The 18,748-nt window shown below is 36.4% G+C and carries 14 protein-coding genes; all 14 read left to right on the top strand.

Translation table 11 applies throughout. From position 1 onward, the window contains the following. Positions 1-3: 3 nt before the first annotated feature. Entirely contained in the window at positions 4-1,710 is a 1,707-nt protein-coding gene (locus tag FD33_RS08495; RefSeq protein WP_056955906.1) for a proline--tRNA ligase, read from the top strand. A gap of 39 nt (positions 1,711-1,749) precedes the next feature. Next, positions 1,750-6,051 carry a PolC-type DNA polymerase III gene (locus tag FD33_RS08490; protein ID WP_056955905.1) on the top strand — a complete coding sequence of 1,434 codons (4,302 nt, stop codon included), beginning with the start codon at positions 1,750-1,752 and terminating at the stop codon, positions 6,049-6,051. Positions 6,052-6,169: 118 nt separating this feature from the next. Next, complete coding sequence (gene rimP / locus FD33_RS08485) at positions 6,170-6,643, top strand: ribosome maturation factor RimP (protein WP_034544097.1); 474 nt, start codon at positions 6,170-6,172, stop codon at positions 6,641-6,643. 10 nt (positions 6,644-6,653) lie between these two features. Further along, positions 6,654-7,859 (top strand): transcription termination factor NusA, encoded by a 1,206-nt coding sequence (nusA, locus tag FD33_RS08480; RefSeq protein ID WP_025085184.1) that lies wholly within the window; start codon positions 6,654-6,656, stop codon positions 7,857-7,859. Between the two features lie 14 nt (positions 7,860-7,873). After that, a complete protein-coding gene (gene rnpM / locus FD33_RS08475; protein WP_025085185.1) occupies positions 7,874-8,182 on the top strand; it encodes an RNase P modulator RnpM in 309 nt (102 codons plus the stop codon). Next, entirely contained in the window at positions 8,182-8,478 is a 297-nt protein-coding gene (locus FD33_RS08470; RefSeq protein ID WP_056955904.1) for a L7Ae/L30e/S12e/Gadd45 family ribosomal protein, read from the top strand. Before rnpM ends, FD33_RS08470 begins: the two co-directional genes overlap by 1 nt. A 20-nt stretch (positions 8,479-8,498) precedes the next feature. Continuing rightward, a complete protein-coding gene (infB, locus tag FD33_RS08465; protein WP_025085186.1) occupies positions 8,499-11,351 on the top strand; it encodes a translation initiation factor IF-2 in 2,853 nt (950 codons plus the stop codon). Positions 11,352-11,362: 11 nt separating this feature from the next. Further along, the gene (gene rbfA / locus FD33_RS08460; protein WP_025085187.1) at positions 11,363-11,722 is read left to right on the top strand and encodes a 30S ribosome-binding factor RbfA; all 360 of its coding nucleotides are present in this window, start codon (positions 11,363-11,365) and stop codon (positions 11,720-11,722) included. Positions 11,723-11,854: 132 nt separating this feature from the next. Beyond that, positions 11,855-12,766, top strand: a complete 912-nt coding sequence (truB, locus tag FD33_RS08455; protein ID WP_025085188.1) for a tRNA pseudouridine(55) synthase TruB — start codon at positions 11,855-11,857, stop codon at positions 12,764-12,766. A 12-nt stretch (positions 12,767-12,778) separates the two neighbouring features. Continuing rightward, entirely contained in the window at positions 12,779-13,714 is a 936-nt protein-coding gene (gene ribF, locus FD33_RS08450) for a riboflavin biosynthesis protein RibF (protein ID WP_025085189.1), read from the top strand. 179 nt (positions 13,715-13,893) lie between these two features. Beyond that, on the top strand, positions 13,894-14,940 hold the full coding sequence (gene hrcA, locus FD33_RS08445) for a heat-inducible transcriptional repressor HrcA (protein ID WP_025085190.1): 1,047 nt from the start codon (positions 13,894-13,896) through the stop codon (positions 14,938-14,940). 16 nt (positions 14,941-14,956) lie between these two features. Next, positions 14,957-15,523, top strand: a complete 567-nt coding sequence (gene grpE / locus FD33_RS08440; RefSeq protein ID WP_025085191.1) for a nucleotide exchange factor GrpE — start codon at positions 14,957-14,959, stop codon at positions 15,521-15,523. A gap of 40 nt (positions 15,524-15,563) precedes the next feature. Then, positions 15,564-17,429: a molecular chaperone DnaK gene (gene dnaK / locus FD33_RS08435; RefSeq protein WP_025085192.1), complete on the top strand. Its 1,866-nt coding sequence runs from the start codon at positions 15,564-15,566 to the stop codon at positions 17,427-17,429. A 124-nt stretch (positions 17,430-17,553) separates the two neighbouring features. Next, positions 17,554-18,693: a molecular chaperone DnaJ gene (dnaJ, locus tag FD33_RS08430; protein ID WP_025085193.1), complete on the top strand. Its 1,140-nt coding sequence runs from the start codon at positions 17,554-17,556 to the stop codon at positions 18,691-18,693. The last annotated feature ends 55 nt before the right edge of the window (positions 18,694-18,748 follow it).

Here is an 18,748-nt window from a genome sequence, read left to right as displayed (position 1 = left end):
AACTTGAAACAATCAAAATTATATATTCCAACACTGAAGCAAACTCCTTCAGATGCTGAGGCTGTAAGTCATCAGTTGATGTTGCGAGCTGGTTATATTAGACAAGTTTCTGCAGGGGTATATGCATACTTACCATTAGCTTGGTCAGTTATTCAAAGAATTGAAAATATTGTTCGTAAAGAAATGGAAAAAATTGATGTCGTAGAAATGCGTATGCCAGCAATTTTACCAGCTGATCTTTGGAAGGAAAGTGGTCGTTATGAAACTTATGGCGATAACTTATTTAAATTTAAAGATCGTCATGAACGTGATTTCATCTTGGGACCAACTCATGAGGAAACATTTACTAGTGTTGTAAAAGAAAGTTTGAATAGTTACAAGAAATTACCTCTTGTTTTATATCAAATGCAAATGAAATATCGTGATGAGGATCGTCCTCGTAATGGTTTACTTCGTGGCCGTGAATTTATTATGAAAGATGCATACTCTTTCACAGCTAATAAAGAACAACTTGATGTTATCTTTAACCAAATGGAACAAGCTTATCGTAATATTTTTGATATTTGTGGTTTAAATTATCGAGCTATTATCGGTGATGCCGGTGCCATGGGTGGTACTGATTCAAAGGAATTTTCTGCTATTGCTTCTATCGGTGAAGATACAATTGCCTACTCAGATGACAGTGATTACTCAGCTAATCTTGAAATGGCTGCAAGTAAAATGGAAGAAAATTTAGTTGAAGATAAAAAAGAAGCAAAAGTTGTTGATACACCAGATGTACATACAATTGACGCTTTGGCAGAATTGCTAAAAGTTGAACCTTCAAGAATTATGAAGGCTGTTGCCTACATGGCTGATGATGAACCAGTTATGGTTATGATTCGTGGAGATTACGATGTAAACGATGTTAAGTTGAAGAACTATTTAGGTGCTGATTTCTTACGTGAAGCAACTCCTGACGAGGTTAAGGATGTCTTTGGTAGTGTACCTGGATTCATTGGACCTAAAGGTATCAACGATAAAGTTAAGGTACTTTATGATAGTTCATTAGTTGGCTTGATGAATTTTGTTGTTGGTTTCAATAAAGCTAATGTCCATTTGTTTAATGCTAACTTTGAAGATATTGTTGATGAAACACCAGAATTTAGAGATTTCCGTGTTATCAAAGAGGGAGAAGTTTCACCTGATGGTCATGGTCATATCAAATTTACACGTGGTATCGAAATTGGCCATATCTTCAAATTGGGTACTAAATTCTCTAAGGCACTTGGTGCTAATTTCTTAGATGAAAATGGTAAATCTAATCCATTGATCATGGGAAGTTATGGTATTGGTATTTCTCGTCTATTGACAGCTATCATTGAACAACACAGTGATGAAAATGGTATTATTTGGCCAGTTAGTTTGGCTCCATATCAAGTTCATGTTGTTCCTATCAAGTACAACAATGATGTTCAAGGCAAATTAAGTGACGAAATCGTTGAATTGTTACAAAATGAAGGATATGACGTCTTACTTGATGATCGTAAAGAACGTCCCGGCGTTAAGTTTGCCGACTCTGATCTAATTGGTATTCCTATTAGAATTACTGTTGGTAAAAAGGCTGGCGATGGAATTGTCGAACTAAAGATTAGAAGCACCGGTGAGACAATTGAAGTAAGTAAAAATGAATTAGTAAATTCAGTAAAAATATTGCTTAAGAATCAGTAATGAGGCTTAGGCCTTTTTTTATTTTTTGAAGGAAAGAATATGTCAGATACAAAACAACTTTTTGAAATTTTAGTTAAACAAATTAAACTAGATAGTTTGTTGACGTCTAGTGATGCGTTTATCGATGGAAAATTAAATAAACTTGAAGTTCATAAGAACAGTAAACGCTGGACATTCTTTTTTGAATTTAAACGCGTGTTGCCATTCAATGATTTCATGACATTTGTTAAAGCTTTAAAAGCCAGTTTTGATGGTATTGCACAAGTTAATTTTGAAATCAAAACAACTGATTCAGAATTGTCTGAAAGTGAGATCAAAGATTATTGGAATTATGTTTTGAATGACTGTAATGTTGAGTCTCCAATGGTTTTGGATAAAATCAGTCAAACACCACCACATGTTGAGAATGGCCAGGTCTTTTTGGACGTTTCCAATAGTTTTATGGCTGATTTTGTTGATGGAAAAGTTATTGATGGATTACAGTCTGAATACAGTAGTTTGGGTTTTCCTGACTTTAGAATTAGAACAAATGTCGATAAAGCTAAATATCAAGAAAAAACCGAAGCTATGAAAGCTGCCAATGCTGAAAAAACTAAGCAATTTCAAGCCAAAGCCAAAGAAGTTAGTGCCAAAAAAGCGGCTAAACCAGCAGGTAATGTTTCTAAAGTTGGTCGTAAAATTCCTGATGATCAAGAAGTTACTCAAATGGTTGATATTATTGAAGAAGATCGTAATAAAGTCGTTGAAGGTTACGTTTTTGATATTGATGTTCGTAAGTTGAAGTCTGGTCGTTCACTTTTGATTATGAAAGTTACCGATTATACTTCATCGTTTAGTATCAAAAAATTCTCTAATGGTGAAGATGACGAAAACTTCTTTGCTAGTTTGGATCAAGGTGCTTGGATTAGAGTTCGTGGTAACGTTCAAGAAGATAATTTCTCACGTGAATTGGTAATCATGGCTAATGATATCAATATTATTAAACATGAAATGCGTAAAGATACAGCTGAGGATGAAAATAAACGAATTGAACTACATGCTCACACTAATATGAGTCAAATGGATGCTATTCCTAGTGCAACTGATTTGATCAAACGCGCTAGTGACTGGGGACAAACGGGAATTGCTATTACCGACCATCGCGCTTTGCAAGCCTTCCCAGAAGCCTATAATGCTGGTAAGAAGTTCGGAGTTAAAATTGCTTATGGTGTGGAAGTTGATTTGGTTGATGAAGGCAATCCAATTGCCTATAACTTACGAGATCAACCACTAAATGGTTCGGAATATGTTATTTTTGATACCGAAACAACGGGTTTATCTGCCGTCTATGATTCAATCATTGAAATTGGTGCTACTAAGATGAAAGATGGCGAAGTGATTGAACGCTTTGATAAATTTATCAATCCGGGTCATCCTTTGTCGGAAGTAACAACTAACTTGACTAGTATCACGGATGATATGGTTAAAGATGCGCCAGATGAAACGGTAATTATTGGTGAATTCATGGACTTCATTGGTGATGATATTTTAGTAGGTCATAATGTTACTTTTGATATGGGGTTCATGAATGCGGCTTTGACAAGAATGGGACGCCCACGTCTAGCAATGCCAGTTATTGATACTTTGGAAATGTCGAGAACTCTCCACTCAGAGTATCGTAATCACAAGTTGGATTCTTTGACTAAACGTTATCATATTGTTCTAGAACATCACCATAGAGCTGATTCTGATGCCGAGACAACTGGGTATTTGATGTATAAATTGTTTGATGAGTTAGAGGATAAGTTTGGAACTAGAAACGTTAATCAATTGAATGACCATGTTGGTGGTGAAGAGGCTTATAAACAGGCTCGACCAAGTCACGCAGTACTTTTGGCTAAAACACAGGCTGGTTTGAAAAATATGTTTAAGATTGTTTCTTATTCAATGACACGTTACTTTTATCGAACAGCACGTGTGCCTAGAAGACTGTTAAATAAGTATCGTGAGGGTATCATTGTTGGATCTGCTTGTGAAAATGGTGAAGTCTTTACTAGTATGATGCAAAAGGGTTATGACGATACTCGTGAATTGGCACAGTATTATGATTACTTAGAAGTTATGCCACAGACTTTATACCAACATCTAATTGACATTAAAATTATTAAAGATGAAGATGCTTTACAAGAAATCATCAAAAATATTGTTAAATTAGGTAAAGAGTTGAACAAACCAGTTGTTGCGACAGGAGACGTTCATTATCTTGATCCACATGATAAGGTCTATCGAGATATTGTTATTAAAGCTGTAAAGAGTAATGCTCTGGCACGTAGACCGGAATTACCTGATGTGCAATTTAGAACTACTAATGAAATGTTCGATGAATTTGATTTTATGGATCAACAAACTGAACAAGAAATTATAGTTGATAATCCCAAAAAAATTATGGATTCAATTGATGAAATTTCTCCGGTTAAGGATAAGCTTTATACTCCTAAGATGGAGGGAGCCGAAGATGAAATTCGTAGTTTAACAATGAACAAAGCACATGAACTTTACGGTGATCCTTTACCAGAATTAGTTCAGAAACGAATGGATCGGGAATTAAAGAGTATTATCGGAAATGGTTTCTCAGTTATTTACTTAATCGCCCAACGTTTAGTTTATAAATCTAATAAAGATGGATATTTGGTTGGCTCTCGTGGATCAGTTGGATCTAGTTTCGTTGCTACAATGACTGGTATTACTGAAGTTAATCCTTTGCCACCACACTATCGTTGCCCTAATTGTAAATATTCTGAGTTCTTTACCAAAGGTGAAGTTGGTTCAGGATATGATTTGCCAGATAAAGATTGTCCTAAATGTGGAACAAATATGAAAAAAGATGGTCAGGATATTCCATTTGAAACTTTCCTTGGTTTCAAGGGTGATAAGGTTCCTGATATCGATTTGAACTTCTCTGGCGACTATCAACCAGTAGCGCATAACTATACCAAAGTATTGTTCGGAGAAGATCACGTATTTAGAGCTGGTACAATTGGTACAATTGCTGATCGTACAGCTTTCGGATACGTTAAGAATTATGAGGAACTAACAGGTCAAAATTTCCGAAATGCTGAAGAAGAACGTTTAGCTATGGGTTCAACCGGAGTTAAACGTACAACTGGTCAGCATCCGGCTGGTATCATTGTTGTGCCAGATTACATGGATATTTTTGATTTTACGCCAATTCAATATCCAGCGGATGATCAAACCGCACTATGGAAGACAACCCATTTTGATTTCCATTCTATCCATGATAATATCTTGAAGCTTGATATTCTGGGACATGATGATCCCACGATGATTCGTATGCTTCAAGATTTATCAGGTATTGATCCTAAGACTCTGCCGGTTAAGGATCCTGGAGTTATGGAGTTATTCAGAGGGACTGATTCGTTAGATGTTACTCCTGAACAAATTTTCTCAAAAACAGGAACTTTAGGCGTTCCCGAATTCGGTACACGTTTTGTTCGTGGAATGTTAGAAAAAACTCATCCAACTACCTTTGCCGAATTATTACAAATTTCAGGATTATCACACGGTACTGATGTGTGGTTAGGTAATGCGGAAGAATTGATTGACAAGGGTGTTGTAACTTTGAAGGAAGTTATTGGTTGTCGTGATAATATCATGATGGATTTGATTCACTATGGTATGGATTCACAAATGGCTTTCCAAATTATGGAACATGTTCGTAAGGGACGTGGTATTCCTGATGATTGGAAACAAGCTATGAAAGATGCCGATGTGCCTGACTGGTATATTGATTCTTGTTTGAAGATCAAGTATATGTTCCCTAGAGCTCATGCGACAGCCTATATTATTATGGCGTTAAGAATTGCCTACTTTAAAGTTCATCATCCACTTTATTATTACTGTGCTTATTTCTCAGTTCGTGCCGATGATTTTGACTTGGTTGCGATGACAACTGGGAAAGATGCAGTTAAGGCTTCAATGAAAGCTATCAATGATAAAGGGATGGATGCTTCTACTAAAGAGAAGAACCTTCTTACAGTTTTGGAATTAGCTAATGAATGTTTGGAACGTGGCTTTAAGATTAAGATGGTTGATTTGGATAAGTCCGATGCCTTTGATTTTAAGATCATTGATGATAAAACTTTATTAGCTCCTTTCAATGCTATTCCTGGACTAGGTGATAACGTTGCTAAACAAATTGTGGCTGCACGTGAAGAGCAACCATTCCTATCTAAACAAGATTTGGGAACTCGTGGTAAAGTTTCAAAGACAGTTATCGAATATATGACAGAAAATCATGTTTTAGATGGCATGCCGGATGAAAATCAGTTATCATTGTTCTAGGTATGGTTGTTATAAGTTGCTTTAATATTAAATATATGTTAAATTAACTACTAGTTAATTACTGATTAATGAGTGAGCAGAAATGCTCACTCTTTTTATTGCCGATTACTTTGGAGGAATGTCCTTGGATACAAAAGTTGAAGAATTAAAAGCCATTTTAAAGCCAATCTTGGATCAACATGATTTCTTTCTTGTTGATTTGGAATTCGTTCACGAACGTGGAGATTGGTATTTGAGAGTTTATGCAGATAAGAAGGGTGGAATCAGCATCGATGATTGCGCGCTTATTAGTGAAGAGTACGGTGAAAAGTTGGATGAATTGAATCCAATTGAACCTGCTTATTACTTAGAGGTTTCATCTCCAGGTGCAGAACGTCCCTTGAAGAACGATGAAAGTCTTACTGATTATGTTGACGACTATGTGCATGCATCTCTTTATCAAAAACAAGATGGTCAAAAAGCTTTTGAGGGAACTTTACTAGAAGTAACGGATACCAAGATAACTTTGAACATTAAAGTTAAGAATTTAAGGAAACAAGTAGAAATTAGTCGAGATAACATCGCTAAGCTCAGACTTGCAATCGAATTCTAAGGAGAAAATCATGAGTAAAGAAATGGTTGAAGCACTTGATGCGCTTGAAAGCGAAAAGGGCATCAAAAAAGAATATGTTATTGAATCACTAGAAGCTGCTTTGGTAGCTGCTTATAAGAGAAACTACAATCAAGCTCAAAACGTTAATGTTGAATTTGACGCTAAAAAGGGTAATATACATGTTTATGCGGTTAAAGAAGTCGTTGAAGATGTTGTAGATGATCGTTTGGAAGTTAGTCTTGAAGATGCTCAGAAGAAAAGTAGAGGTTACGAAGTTGGTGATCACGTTCAAGAAGAAGTAACACCAAAAGATTTTGGACGTATTGCGGCTCAAACTGCTAAACAAGTCATTATGCAACGTGTTCGTGAAGCAGAACGTGATATCATTTATAATGAATACAGCCAGTATGAACATGAAATTATCCAAGGAACAGTTGAACGTAGCGATAATAGATACGTTTATATTAATTTTGGTAAGATTGAAGCTGTTATGTCTAAGAATGATCAAATGCCTGGTGAAACTTATAATTCACGTGATAGAATTCGTGTTTATGTAACTAAGGTTGAAAATGCTACAAAGGGACCTCAAGTCTTTGTATCTAGAACTGATCCAGGTTTAGTTAAACGATTATTTGAACAACAAGTTCCAGAAATATATGATGGAACTGTAGAAATTGTTTCAATCGCTCGTGAAGCTGGAGACAGAACTAAGATTGCTGTAAAATCTGACAATCCTGATGTTGATCCTGTTGGTACATGTGTTGGTCCTAAGGGTACTCGTGTACAAGCTGTTGTTGATGAATTAAATGGTGAAAATATTGACGTTGTGCCATATGTTGATGATCCTGTTGATTTCATTGCTAATGCGTTGAACCCTGCTGAAGTTATCGCTGTTCAATTTGATGAAAATGATAAGAAACAATGTATTGTAATTGTACCTGATTATCATTTATCATTAGCTATTGGGAAGAAAGGTCAAAATGCACGTTTAGCTGCTAAATTGACTGGTTATAAGATTGATATCAAACCTGAATCACAAGTTGAATTCGTTGATGATAACGATCAAGATGTCGATATCAGTGATGTTGAAAGTGGCAAGATCGATATTGAAAAGACTCGCGAAAATGCTGCTAACGCTGATGATGCAGAGAATCCAGCTGCAAATAATTCAGATGAAATAGATAATGAAGACGATTCAACAGATTCAGAAGAATAAGAGAGGTGATAGATTTGCCAACTCGTAAGATACCTATGCGTAAAGATATTTTAACGAATAAGATGTATCCAAAAAGAGAAATGGTAAGGATTGTTAAGGATAAGGATGGTAACATCTCTATTGATCCAACTGGAAAGAAAGCCGGCCGTGGCGCTTATGTTGGATTAGATCCTGAAGCCATTAAAAATGCAAAGTCTAAAAAATCACTAGAAAAAGTATTCTCACATGCAGTACCAGAGAATTTTTATGATGAATTATTTGATTTTGTCGATCATCAAAAGGCCAGAATGGATCTCTTTGGTGATTTGGGAAAGAAACATTAATGAACTCATTTTATAATTTTTTAGGGTTAGCTGTTAGAGCTGGTAAATTTATCAGTGGAACAGAACTGACTATAAACGGCATTCGTGATGGCAAAGTGAAATTAGTTATTATGGCTAATGACTGTAGTCCACGAACAATGAAAGATTTACATAATAAAGCGACTTACTATAAGGTGCCGGTAATTGATACGGTGGATAGTGCTTCGTTAAAAACTGCTATTGGAAAAGACAGAAAAGTTGTGGGAATAACAGATTTTGGATTTGCTAAAAGGTTAAAAGATATTATGGACAATTAACAATTAAGGAGAGTGATAGGATGGTCAAAAAGAGAATTTATACTATTGCAAAAGAAAATGGTGTTGAGAATCAAGTAATTCTTGATGCTGCCACAAAATTGGGTATGGATGTGAAGAACCATATGTCATCAGTAGATGAAAATGACGAAAAGAAAATTGTAAGTAACTTAAAGAGTGGTAAAAAGCCAAGCAACACAAGTAATAATGGTAGTAGACCTGCCCCCGTTCAACACAATAATCATGCACAAAATCATGTGCAAAAATCTACAGGTGAGAAACATGAAAGTGGTAACCACAATTCAGGTGATCACAAGACTAAGATTAAGATTACTGCTGTAAGAAGAGATGCTAATAAGGGTAAGGGTCATTTTGACCATCGCAATAACAATCACAACTCCAATGGTAATCGTCCTAACAGCAATAACCATCGCCCAAATAGCAATAATGCTAACAATAGTAACAACAATAATAATAGTACTAATAGTAACAACCGTAACGATCGCAATAATAACGGGAATAGAAGAAATGATAATCGTAATTCTCAATCACGTGATAATCGCAATCGTAACAACAATAACAGACGTGATCGTTCTACTACACAAGGACAAGCTCCACGTCCAAGACAAAGTGCTGGTAACAAGTATCTAGAACAATTTAAGACAAATATTCAAGATGCTAGTCGTATTCCTAGTCATCCAACTAGAAATAACAGTCACAATAACAATAATCACAATAGTAGTGACAATAATCATAAGAACAATCACCGCCCTAATAACGATAACCGTTATAGAAACAACAATAACAACCATAATGACAATACTAATAGCAACAACAATAATCGTAATAACAACAATTCCCAAAACAGAAGACCTAACAACAATAACAATGTAGCTGCTAAGGCTAAAGAAGCACCAAAGACAACTGTTGCAAATACTAATGTTCCTAAGCCAGAATACAAGAAGGCAAAGCCAACTAATAGTAATCGTGACTTTGGACACAAGCAAAACCTTGCTAATCCATTTGGTAGTCGTAGAAAGAAAAAGGAACGTAAACGTCAACAACGTCAACGTACCGAACCTAAGAAGCCAATGCCACAAAGAAAGGAACGTCCATTACCAGAAACACTTGTTTACTCTGTTGGTATGAACGCTCAAGATATTGGTAAGTTAATTCATAGAGAACCAGCTGAAATTGTTAAGAAGCTATTTATGCTTGGTATTATGATTAACCAAAACAAGTCCTTGGATAAGGATACAATTGAATTATTGGCTGCTGATTATGGTATTAAGGCTGAAGAAAAAGTTGAAGAAGATGTTGCTGATATTGACAAGTACTTCGAAACAGAAGCTAATACAACTGATAATCTAGTAACACGTCCACCAGTTGTAACTATTATGGGTCACGTTGATCATGGTAAGACAACCTTGCTTGATCACTTGAGACATACACATGTTACAGCTTCTGAAGCCGGTGGTATCACACAACATATTGGTGCTTATCAAGTACGTCTTCAAGACAGATTGATTACATTCTTGGATACTCCAGGACATGCTGCCTTTACTAATATGCGTGCTCGTGGTGCTGATATTACTGATATCGTTATTTTAGTTGTTGCAGCTGATGATGGTGTTATGCCACAGACAATTGAAGCTATCAACCATGCTAAGGCCGCAAATGACCCTATCATCGTAGCCATTAATAAGATCGATAAGCCGGGTGCTAACCCACAACACGTTACTGAAGAATTGATGAAGTATGATCTTGTTCCTGAAGATTATGGTGGGAATACTATCTTTGTTAATATTTCAGCTAAAATGGGTACAAATATCGATGAATTGCTAGAAATGATTCTACTTGAAGCTGATGTTTTGGAACTTAAAGCAAATCCTAAGCAAAAAGCTATTGGTACAGTTATTGAAGCTAAATTGGATAAGGGCCGTGGACCGGTTGCATCATTATTGGTACAACAAGGTACATTACATGTTGGAGATCCAATTGTTGTCGGTAATACCTTTGGTCGTGTTAGAACAATGACTAACTACAATGGTAAAGAAATTACTGCTGCTAAACCTTCAGAACCAGTAGAGGTTACTGGTTTGAATGATGTTCCTGAATCAGCTGATAAGTTTGTTGTCTTTGACGATGAAAAGACAGCTCGTGCAGCTGGTGAAGAACGTGCTAGTCGTGCTCTTCAAAAGGAACGTCAAAATACTAACCCTGTAACACTTGATAACTTGTTCGAGACAATGAAAGAAGGAGAACTTAAACAAGTCGACGTTATTATTAAAGCCGATGTTCAAGGTTCTGCTGAAGCTATTGCCGGAAGTTTGAAGAAGATTGAAGTTAAGGGCGTTCGTGTCAACATTATCCATTCAGCCGTAGGTGCTATTACTGAAAGTGATGTTAACCTTGCTGCTGCAAGTAATGCCATCATTATTGGATTTAATGTTCGTCCAACAGCTCAAGCTAAGGTTCAAGCTAAGGATGAAAAGGTTGATATTCGTCTACACAGAGTTATCTATAAAGCTATCGATGAAATTGAAGCTGCCATGAAGGGTATGCTAGAACCAGTTTATGAAGAAAAAGTTATTGGTAACTTAACAGTCCGTGAAACATACAATGTTTCTAAGATTGGTACAATTGCTGGTTGTTACGTAAACAGTGGTAAGATTCAACGTGATAGTGGTGTAAGACTTATCAGAGATGGTATTGTTGTCATGGAAGGTAAACTTGCTTCACTTAAGAGATTTAAGGATGACGTTAAAGAAGTTGGTTCTGGATTCGAATGTGGTATCACAATCGAGAACTACAACGACATCAAGATTGGTGACGAAGTTGAAGCCTATGTAATGGAAGAAGTTCCAGTTAAATAGGAGATGAGAATATGGTAAAACATCGAATTGGTCGAGTTGAACAAGAGATTCAAAAAGAAGTTAACGATATTCTTTTAAAACGTGTTCGTGATCCTAGAGTTCAAGGAGTTACAGTAACTGGTGTTGAAATGACTGGTGATTTGCAACAAGCAACCGTTTATTTTAGTATCTTATCTGAAAAAGCTAGCGATGTTGAAAAGACTCAAGCTGGTTTGGATAAAGCTACTGGACTAATTAGAAGAGAATTGGGTCAAAACTTAACGTTGTATAAAGTACCTGAATTGGAATTTAAGCAGGATCAGTCAGTTCGCTATGGTGAAAAGATTGATAAGTTGATTGCTAAATTACATCAGGATGAAGCAAATCGTTAATACAATTTGATATTAAAGAAGATAGGTAAATCCGAAAGTGGGTTTCCTATCTTTTTTTATTTATGGCTTCTTTTCATTCTATAAAAATACTAGTAAAATTACTGTTAATGACATTTAGATACGGAGATTATTATGGACGGAGTAATTCCATTAAATAAAGAAATTGGACAAACAAGTTCTGACTATGTTTATAAGTTAAGAAAAATATTACATACTAGAAAAATTGGTCATACAGGGACCTTAGATCCTTTGGTAGACGGAGTTTTACCCATCTGTGTAGGACAAGCTACTAAACTAGTAAATACTCTGACAGGCTCTCCTAAAGAGTATGAGGGTGAGATAACTTTAGGCAAATCAACCACAACTGAAGATCGTGAAGGCGAAACGGTTGAAGAGAAGAAATTAGTCGGACCAATAGCTAATGAGAATCTACAACAAGTTTTTCAACAAATGACAGGTGATTTAACACAGATTCCACCAATGTTTTCAGCAGTAAAAGTTAATGGCAAAAAGCTTTATGAATATGCTCGTGCTGGACTTGAAGTTGAACGTCCTAAGAGACAAATTCATATTTATGATTTCTATATTATGGGGGATCCAATTTTTGATGAAACAACAGGGTATCAAACACTCAAATTTCATGTTAAGTGTTCTAAAGGAACTTATGTAAGAACATTAGCGGTTGAATTTGGTCGCATTTTAGGATATCCCGCCTTTATGTCCCAACTTACACGAGTAAAGAGTGCCGCTTTTTCAATTGATGAAACCTTCACCTTAGGACAAATTGAAAAAATGCTTGAGAAGAACGATACAAGCTTTTTGAAGTCGATTGATGAAGTTCTAAGTGATGTTCCTAAACACGAGTTGACCGATGAAGAGTGGGAAGTACGTGTGTCACATGGTGGCTTCTTGGAACCGGAAATTGATTCTGATATAGAAGATCGTTTGCGAGTTCAAAGAGCAGGAGTGACCAAGGCACTTTACAAGTATGATAAAGTAAGAAATATGTGGATTCCAGATTTAATGTTATTAAATAATAAATAGAAGAGATTGAAAATGCAGATTATTAAAGTTAAACATCCGCTTCTAGAGCAACAACGCCCAACTGAGGATACAGTTTTAATCATGGGCTTTTTTGATGGGGTACATCTTGGTCATCAAAAAGTTATTAAAACGGGAGTAGATCTTGCCCGTAAACACGGATTAAAATCAGTATTATTGACCTTTGATCGTTCTCCTAGAACGGTGTATCAACATGAAACAGATTATAAATACCTATCAACAATGGACCGAAAAGCCGAGTTAGTAGAAAAACTTGGAGTTGATCGGCTCTATTTTGTTGAATTTGGACAGGCATTTGCACAATTAAAGCCTCAAGAGTTTGTCAATCAATATATGATTGATTTAAAGGCTAAATTTGTTGTGGCTGGTTTTGATTATACATATGGAAAAAAAGATATTGCCAATATGCAGACATTACCACAGTATTCACATAATGAATTTGAAATTGTGACTGTGCCAGAACAAGTTTTGGATGATCGAAAAATTGGTTCAAGTGCAATCAAGCAGTTTATTTCTGAAAATAAAGTAGAAGAAGCTAATAAATTTTTAGGATATACTTATCAGAATCAAGGGACAGTAGTTCATGGTTTGCAACGAGGTCGAACTTTGGGTTATCCAACAGCTAATTTGGCAACCGAGGGTAATCAGTTAATTCCTTCAATTGGGGTTTATGCCACAAGAATTAAAGTCGGCGATACTTGGTACAATTCGATGACATCTGTGGGCTATAATGTAACCTTCAAAGAGAATACTGGAGTTACAATTGAAACTAATATTTTCGATTTTGATGCTGATATTTATGGTGAATATGTGGCATTGGAATGGGTTAAATATTTGCGTGGTGAAGTTAAGTTTGATGGAGCATCAGGGTTAGTCAAACAATTGGAATTAGATAAGATTAATTCAATCAAAGTTTTATCAAAAAAATAAGAGAACTTGGGCAAATGACAATAGAGATGTCATCAAGAGTTCTCTTTTTTAGATTTCTGAATTTTTTAGCAAATAATTTCAAAAATTGAGCGTGCATACTTGACACTATAGGGATAGATTGTTATATTTTACATTGTTAGCACTCAGGTATGAATAGTGCTAAAAAGGAGGACGGTATAATGCTATCACAACGTCAAGATGCAATCTTGAGAGAAGTCGTGCGCATATTCACAGATACCGGCCAGCCGGTTGGTTCGAAGACATTGATGAATGAATTACCTTTTCATGTAAGTTCTGCGACAATCAGAAATGAAATGGCAGTACTTGAAGAAGTGGGTTACCTCGAGAAGACTCATCTTTCATCAGGTAGAATTCCTTCAGCGATGGGATATCGTTATTATCTGGACCATCTGGTACAACCAACTAGTGTACCGCAAGATATAGCACAGAGAATTGACGATGACTTTGGTAAAACTTATCATCAAATTGATGATATTATCGAACAATCTGCCAAAATTTTATCTCATTTAACTAGTTATACAGCAATCACATTAGGACCAGAGAGCAGTTCAGTTCTTTTAACAGGTTTTAGAATCGTTCCCTTGAATCCACATCAACTCATGGCAATCATTGTCACAAGTGATAATAATGTTGAGAATAATATTTATACAATTGATGATGATTTTGATACTTCATTAATTGAAAAAATTGTAAATATTGTAAATGATAAGTTGGTTGGACAACCTTTACCTAAGGTTATTCAAATGCTTCATACCGATGTTCCTGCAATTCTTTCTGAATATATGTATTCAACTGATGGTTTGTTGGATATGATGGATCAGCTCTTTAAGAAGGCTGGTGCTGAGAAGTATTATGTTGATGGACAATTGAATTTGTTAAATTATGCTAACAATGATGATTTATCAGAGGTTCAATCATTGTTCTCAATCATCAATCAAAGTACTGATTTAAGAAAATTGATTGATCCAAGCATTTCTGATGATGCCATTAAGGTTCGTCTAGGAAGTGAACTTGGGAGTGATGCATTAAAGAACTACAGTATTATCACTGCTAATTATGATGTTGGTCATCATGGTAAAGGTGTTATTGCTTTATTAGGACCAACAACAATGCATTATTCACAGTTGATAGGTTTACTTGGTGAGTTCAGAGTTGAATTAGCCAAAAGATTAATTGATTATTATTCAAGGTATGATGATTCTTGAAATTTAGGAGGAAGTAATGGCAGATAAAGAAAAAGATCAAGATTTGAAGAATGCTAAGGAAGCAGCTCCCAAGACTGATAATAAAGCTGATAAAAAGTCAGCTAAAAAGGATGCTAAGGTTGATCCCAAAGATCAAGAAATCAAAGATCTTAAAGCTAAGAATGATGAGTTGTCAGACAATCTTTTAAGAACACAGGCTGAACTTCAAAATATGAACAAGCGTCATAGTAAAGAAGTCGCTGGAATTCTTAAATATGATGGTCAAAAGTTGGCAACTGAGATTCTTCCCGTTATCGATAATCTTGAACGTGCCTTAGCAGTTGATGCTGACGATGATGCCAGCAAGCAACTTAAAAAAGGTATTGAAATGGTGCAACAGCATATGGCTAAAGCATTGGAAGATAACCATGTGACTGTTATTGACAATGCTGGTGAAAAATTCGATCCAGCAGATAGTCAAGCTGTTCAAACTGTTCCTGCTGATGATAAACATAAGAAGGATACAGTCGTACAAGTTTTACAAAAGGGCTATAAATTAGAAGATCGTGTACTTCGTCCAGCAATGGTCGTTGTTGCTCAATAGTAAATAATTAAATAAAGAAATTAAAAAGAGGTTAAGGTTTATGTCAAAAGTTATTGGTATTGATTTAGGTACTACAAACTCTGCTGTAGCCGTTCTTGAAGGCGGTTCTCCAAAGATTATTACAAACCCAGAAGGTGCAAGAACTACTCCTTCAGTTGTTGCTTTCAAAGATGGTGAAATCCAAGTTGGTGAAGTTGCAAAACGTCAAGCAATCACTAACCCAGATACAGTTTCATCAATCAAGCGTCACATGGGTGAAGCAGGTTACAAAGTTACTGTAGCCGGCAAATCATATACACCACAAGAAATTTCAGCATTCATTCTACAACACATCAAGAAGTTCTCAGAAGACTACTTAGGTGAAAAGGTTACAGATGCTGTTATCACAGTTCCTGCATACTTCAATGATTCACAAAGACAAGCAACTAAAGATGCTGGTAAGATTGCTGGCTTGAACGTTCAACGTATCGTTAACGAACCAACAGCTTCAGCACTTGCTTATGGCCTAGATAATGACAAGGGTGACGAAAAAGTTCTTGTTTATGATCTTGGTGGTGGTACATTTGATGTTTCCGTTCTTCAATTAGGTGACGGTGTCTTCGAAGTACTTTCAACAAATGGTGATACACATCTTGGTGGTGATGACTTTGACCAAAAGATCATCGACTGGTTAGTTGAACAATTCAAAGCTAAGAATGGCGTTGATTTAGCTCAAGACAAGATGGCTCTTCAAAGATTAAAGGATGCTGCTGAAAAAGCTAAGAAGGACTTATCAGGTGTTGCTCAAACATCAATCAGTCTTCCATTTATTTCATCAGGTGCTAATGGTCCACTTCACTTGGAAGAAACATTGACACGTGCTAAGTTTGATGAATTGACATCAGATCTTGTTGAAAGAACAAAGATCCCTGTTGATAATGCTTTGAAAGATGCAAACCTTACAAATTCAGATATTGACAAGGTTATCTTAAATGGTGGTTCAACACGTATTCCTGCTGTTCAAGATGCTGTTGCTAAATGGACTGGTAAAGCTCCAGACCACTCAATCAACCCTGATGAAGCCGTTGCTCTTGGTGCCGCTATCCAAGGTGGTGTTATCTCTGGTGATGTTAAGGATGTTGTTTTACTTGATGTTACACCTCTATCACTTGGTATCGAAACAATGGGTGGTGTCTTCACTAAGTTGATCGATAGAAATACAACTATCCCAACAAGCAAGTCACAAGTATTCTCAACTGCTGCTGATAACCAAAGTGCTGTTGATATTCACGTCTTACAAGGTGAACGTCCAATGGCTGCTGACAATAAGACCTTAGGTCGTTTCCAATTAACAGATATTCCTGCTGCACCTCGTGGTGTACCTCAAATCCAAGTTACATTCGATATTGATAAGAATGGTATCGTAAATGTTTCTGCTAAGGATATGGGAACAAACAAGGAACAAAAGATCACTATCAAGAGTTCATCAGGTTTGAGTGATGAAGAAATTGATAAGATGATGAAAGAAGCTAAGGAACACGAAGAGGAAGATAACAAACGTAAGGAAGAAGTCGATGTTAAGAATGACGTTGAACAAACATTGTTTGCAACAGACAAGACTCTAAAAGACGTTAAAGGTAAAGTTTCTGACGATGAAATCAAGAAAGCCCAAGATGCCCGTGATGCTTTGAAGAAAGCTCAAGACTCAGGTGATCTTGAAGACATGAAGAAGAAACGTGACGATTTGAACAAGATTGTTCAAGATCTTTCTGTAAAACTTTATCAACAAGCTCAACAAGCACAACAACAAGCTGGCGGCGATAAAGGTGCTGCTGGTACAGGTTCAGCTGATGATAAGAAGTCAGGCGATGACAATACAGTTGATGGCGACTTCTCAGAAGTAGATCCTGATAAAGATAAGAAATAATAATTGTGATAAAGAGCAGTCGTTTAATTACTAAAACCAATTATGGTATAGTAAGAACATAACTGCTCTTTTGAGCGTTAAAAAGGAATAGGACTCAAATGTCCTGTCATGCAAAGGTGATTTAATGGCAGATAAAAATCCATATGACGTACTAGGCGTTGATAAAAACGCTTCTGATGACGATATAAGAAAAGCATTTCGTAAACTTTCAAAAAAGTATCATCCTGATTTGAATAAAGCACCTGATGCTGAAGCAAAGTTTAAGGAAGTTAATGCCGCTTATGAAATTTTAAAGGATCCACAAAAGCGTGCTCAATATGATCAATATGGTTCTGCCGGTATGAATGGTGGCCAAGGTGGATTTGGCGGCTTCGGTGGTGCCGGTGCTGGTGATCAGTTCGGTGGCTTTGAAGATATCTTTAGTCAATTCTTTGGTGGCGGTGGTGCTGCTCGTCAAAATCCTAATGCCCCAAGACAAGGTTCCGACTTACAATATCGCATGGATTTGACTTTTGAAGAAGGTGTCTTTGGTAAGAAGACTAACATTTCTTACAATCGTGAAGAGGAATGTTCAACTTGTGGTGGTTCAGGTGCTAAACCTGGTACACATCCAGAAACATGTTCTAAATGTCATGGCTCAGGTTATGTTGAAGTAGATCGTCAAACTCCACTTGGCCGTATGCGTACAAGAGTTGTTTGTGATGTCTGCAATGGTACTGGTAAAGAAATCAAAGAAAAGTGCAACATTTGCCATGGTTCAGGTAAGGTAAATGAAAAGCATGAACTTAAGGTTACAGTTCCAGCTGGTGTTGAAGATGGACAACAAATGCGCTTAGATGGTCAAGGTGAAGCCGGAACAAACGGTGGACCTTATGGTGATTTGTATATTGTCTTTCATGTTGCTCCAAGTAAGGAGTTCAGACGTGATGGTTCGACAATTTATGCATCAGTAAATATCAGTTTCCCACAAGCTACATTAGGCGATAAGATCAAGGTTAATACAGTTCATGGTCCTGTAGAATTGAATATCCCAAGTGGTACTCAAACAGGAACAACATTCAGATTACGTGGTAAAGGTGCTCCAGTTTTAAACAGTAAGAGTATCGGTGATGAAAAGGTAACAGTTAATATCGTTACACCTCGTAAGTTGTCTAGTGAACAACGTAGTGCTTTGAAACAATTTGCTGAAGCTGGTGGCGACAAAGTTAAAGAAAAAGATAGTAACTTTTTCAACAAAGTAAGAGATGCCTTTAAGGGCGAATAAAAAAGGCTGTTCGTCAAATCAAGTTGATGGCGGTTCAAGTTAACAGTTAGACCAT

Source organism: Companilactobacillus paralimentarius DSM 13238 = JCM 10415 (assembly GCF_001434985.1).
Lineage (GTDB): Bacteria > Bacillota > Bacilli > Lactobacillales > Lactobacillaceae > Companilactobacillus > Companilactobacillus paralimentarius.
This window is presented reverse-complemented; position numbering and strand designations above follow the sequence as displayed.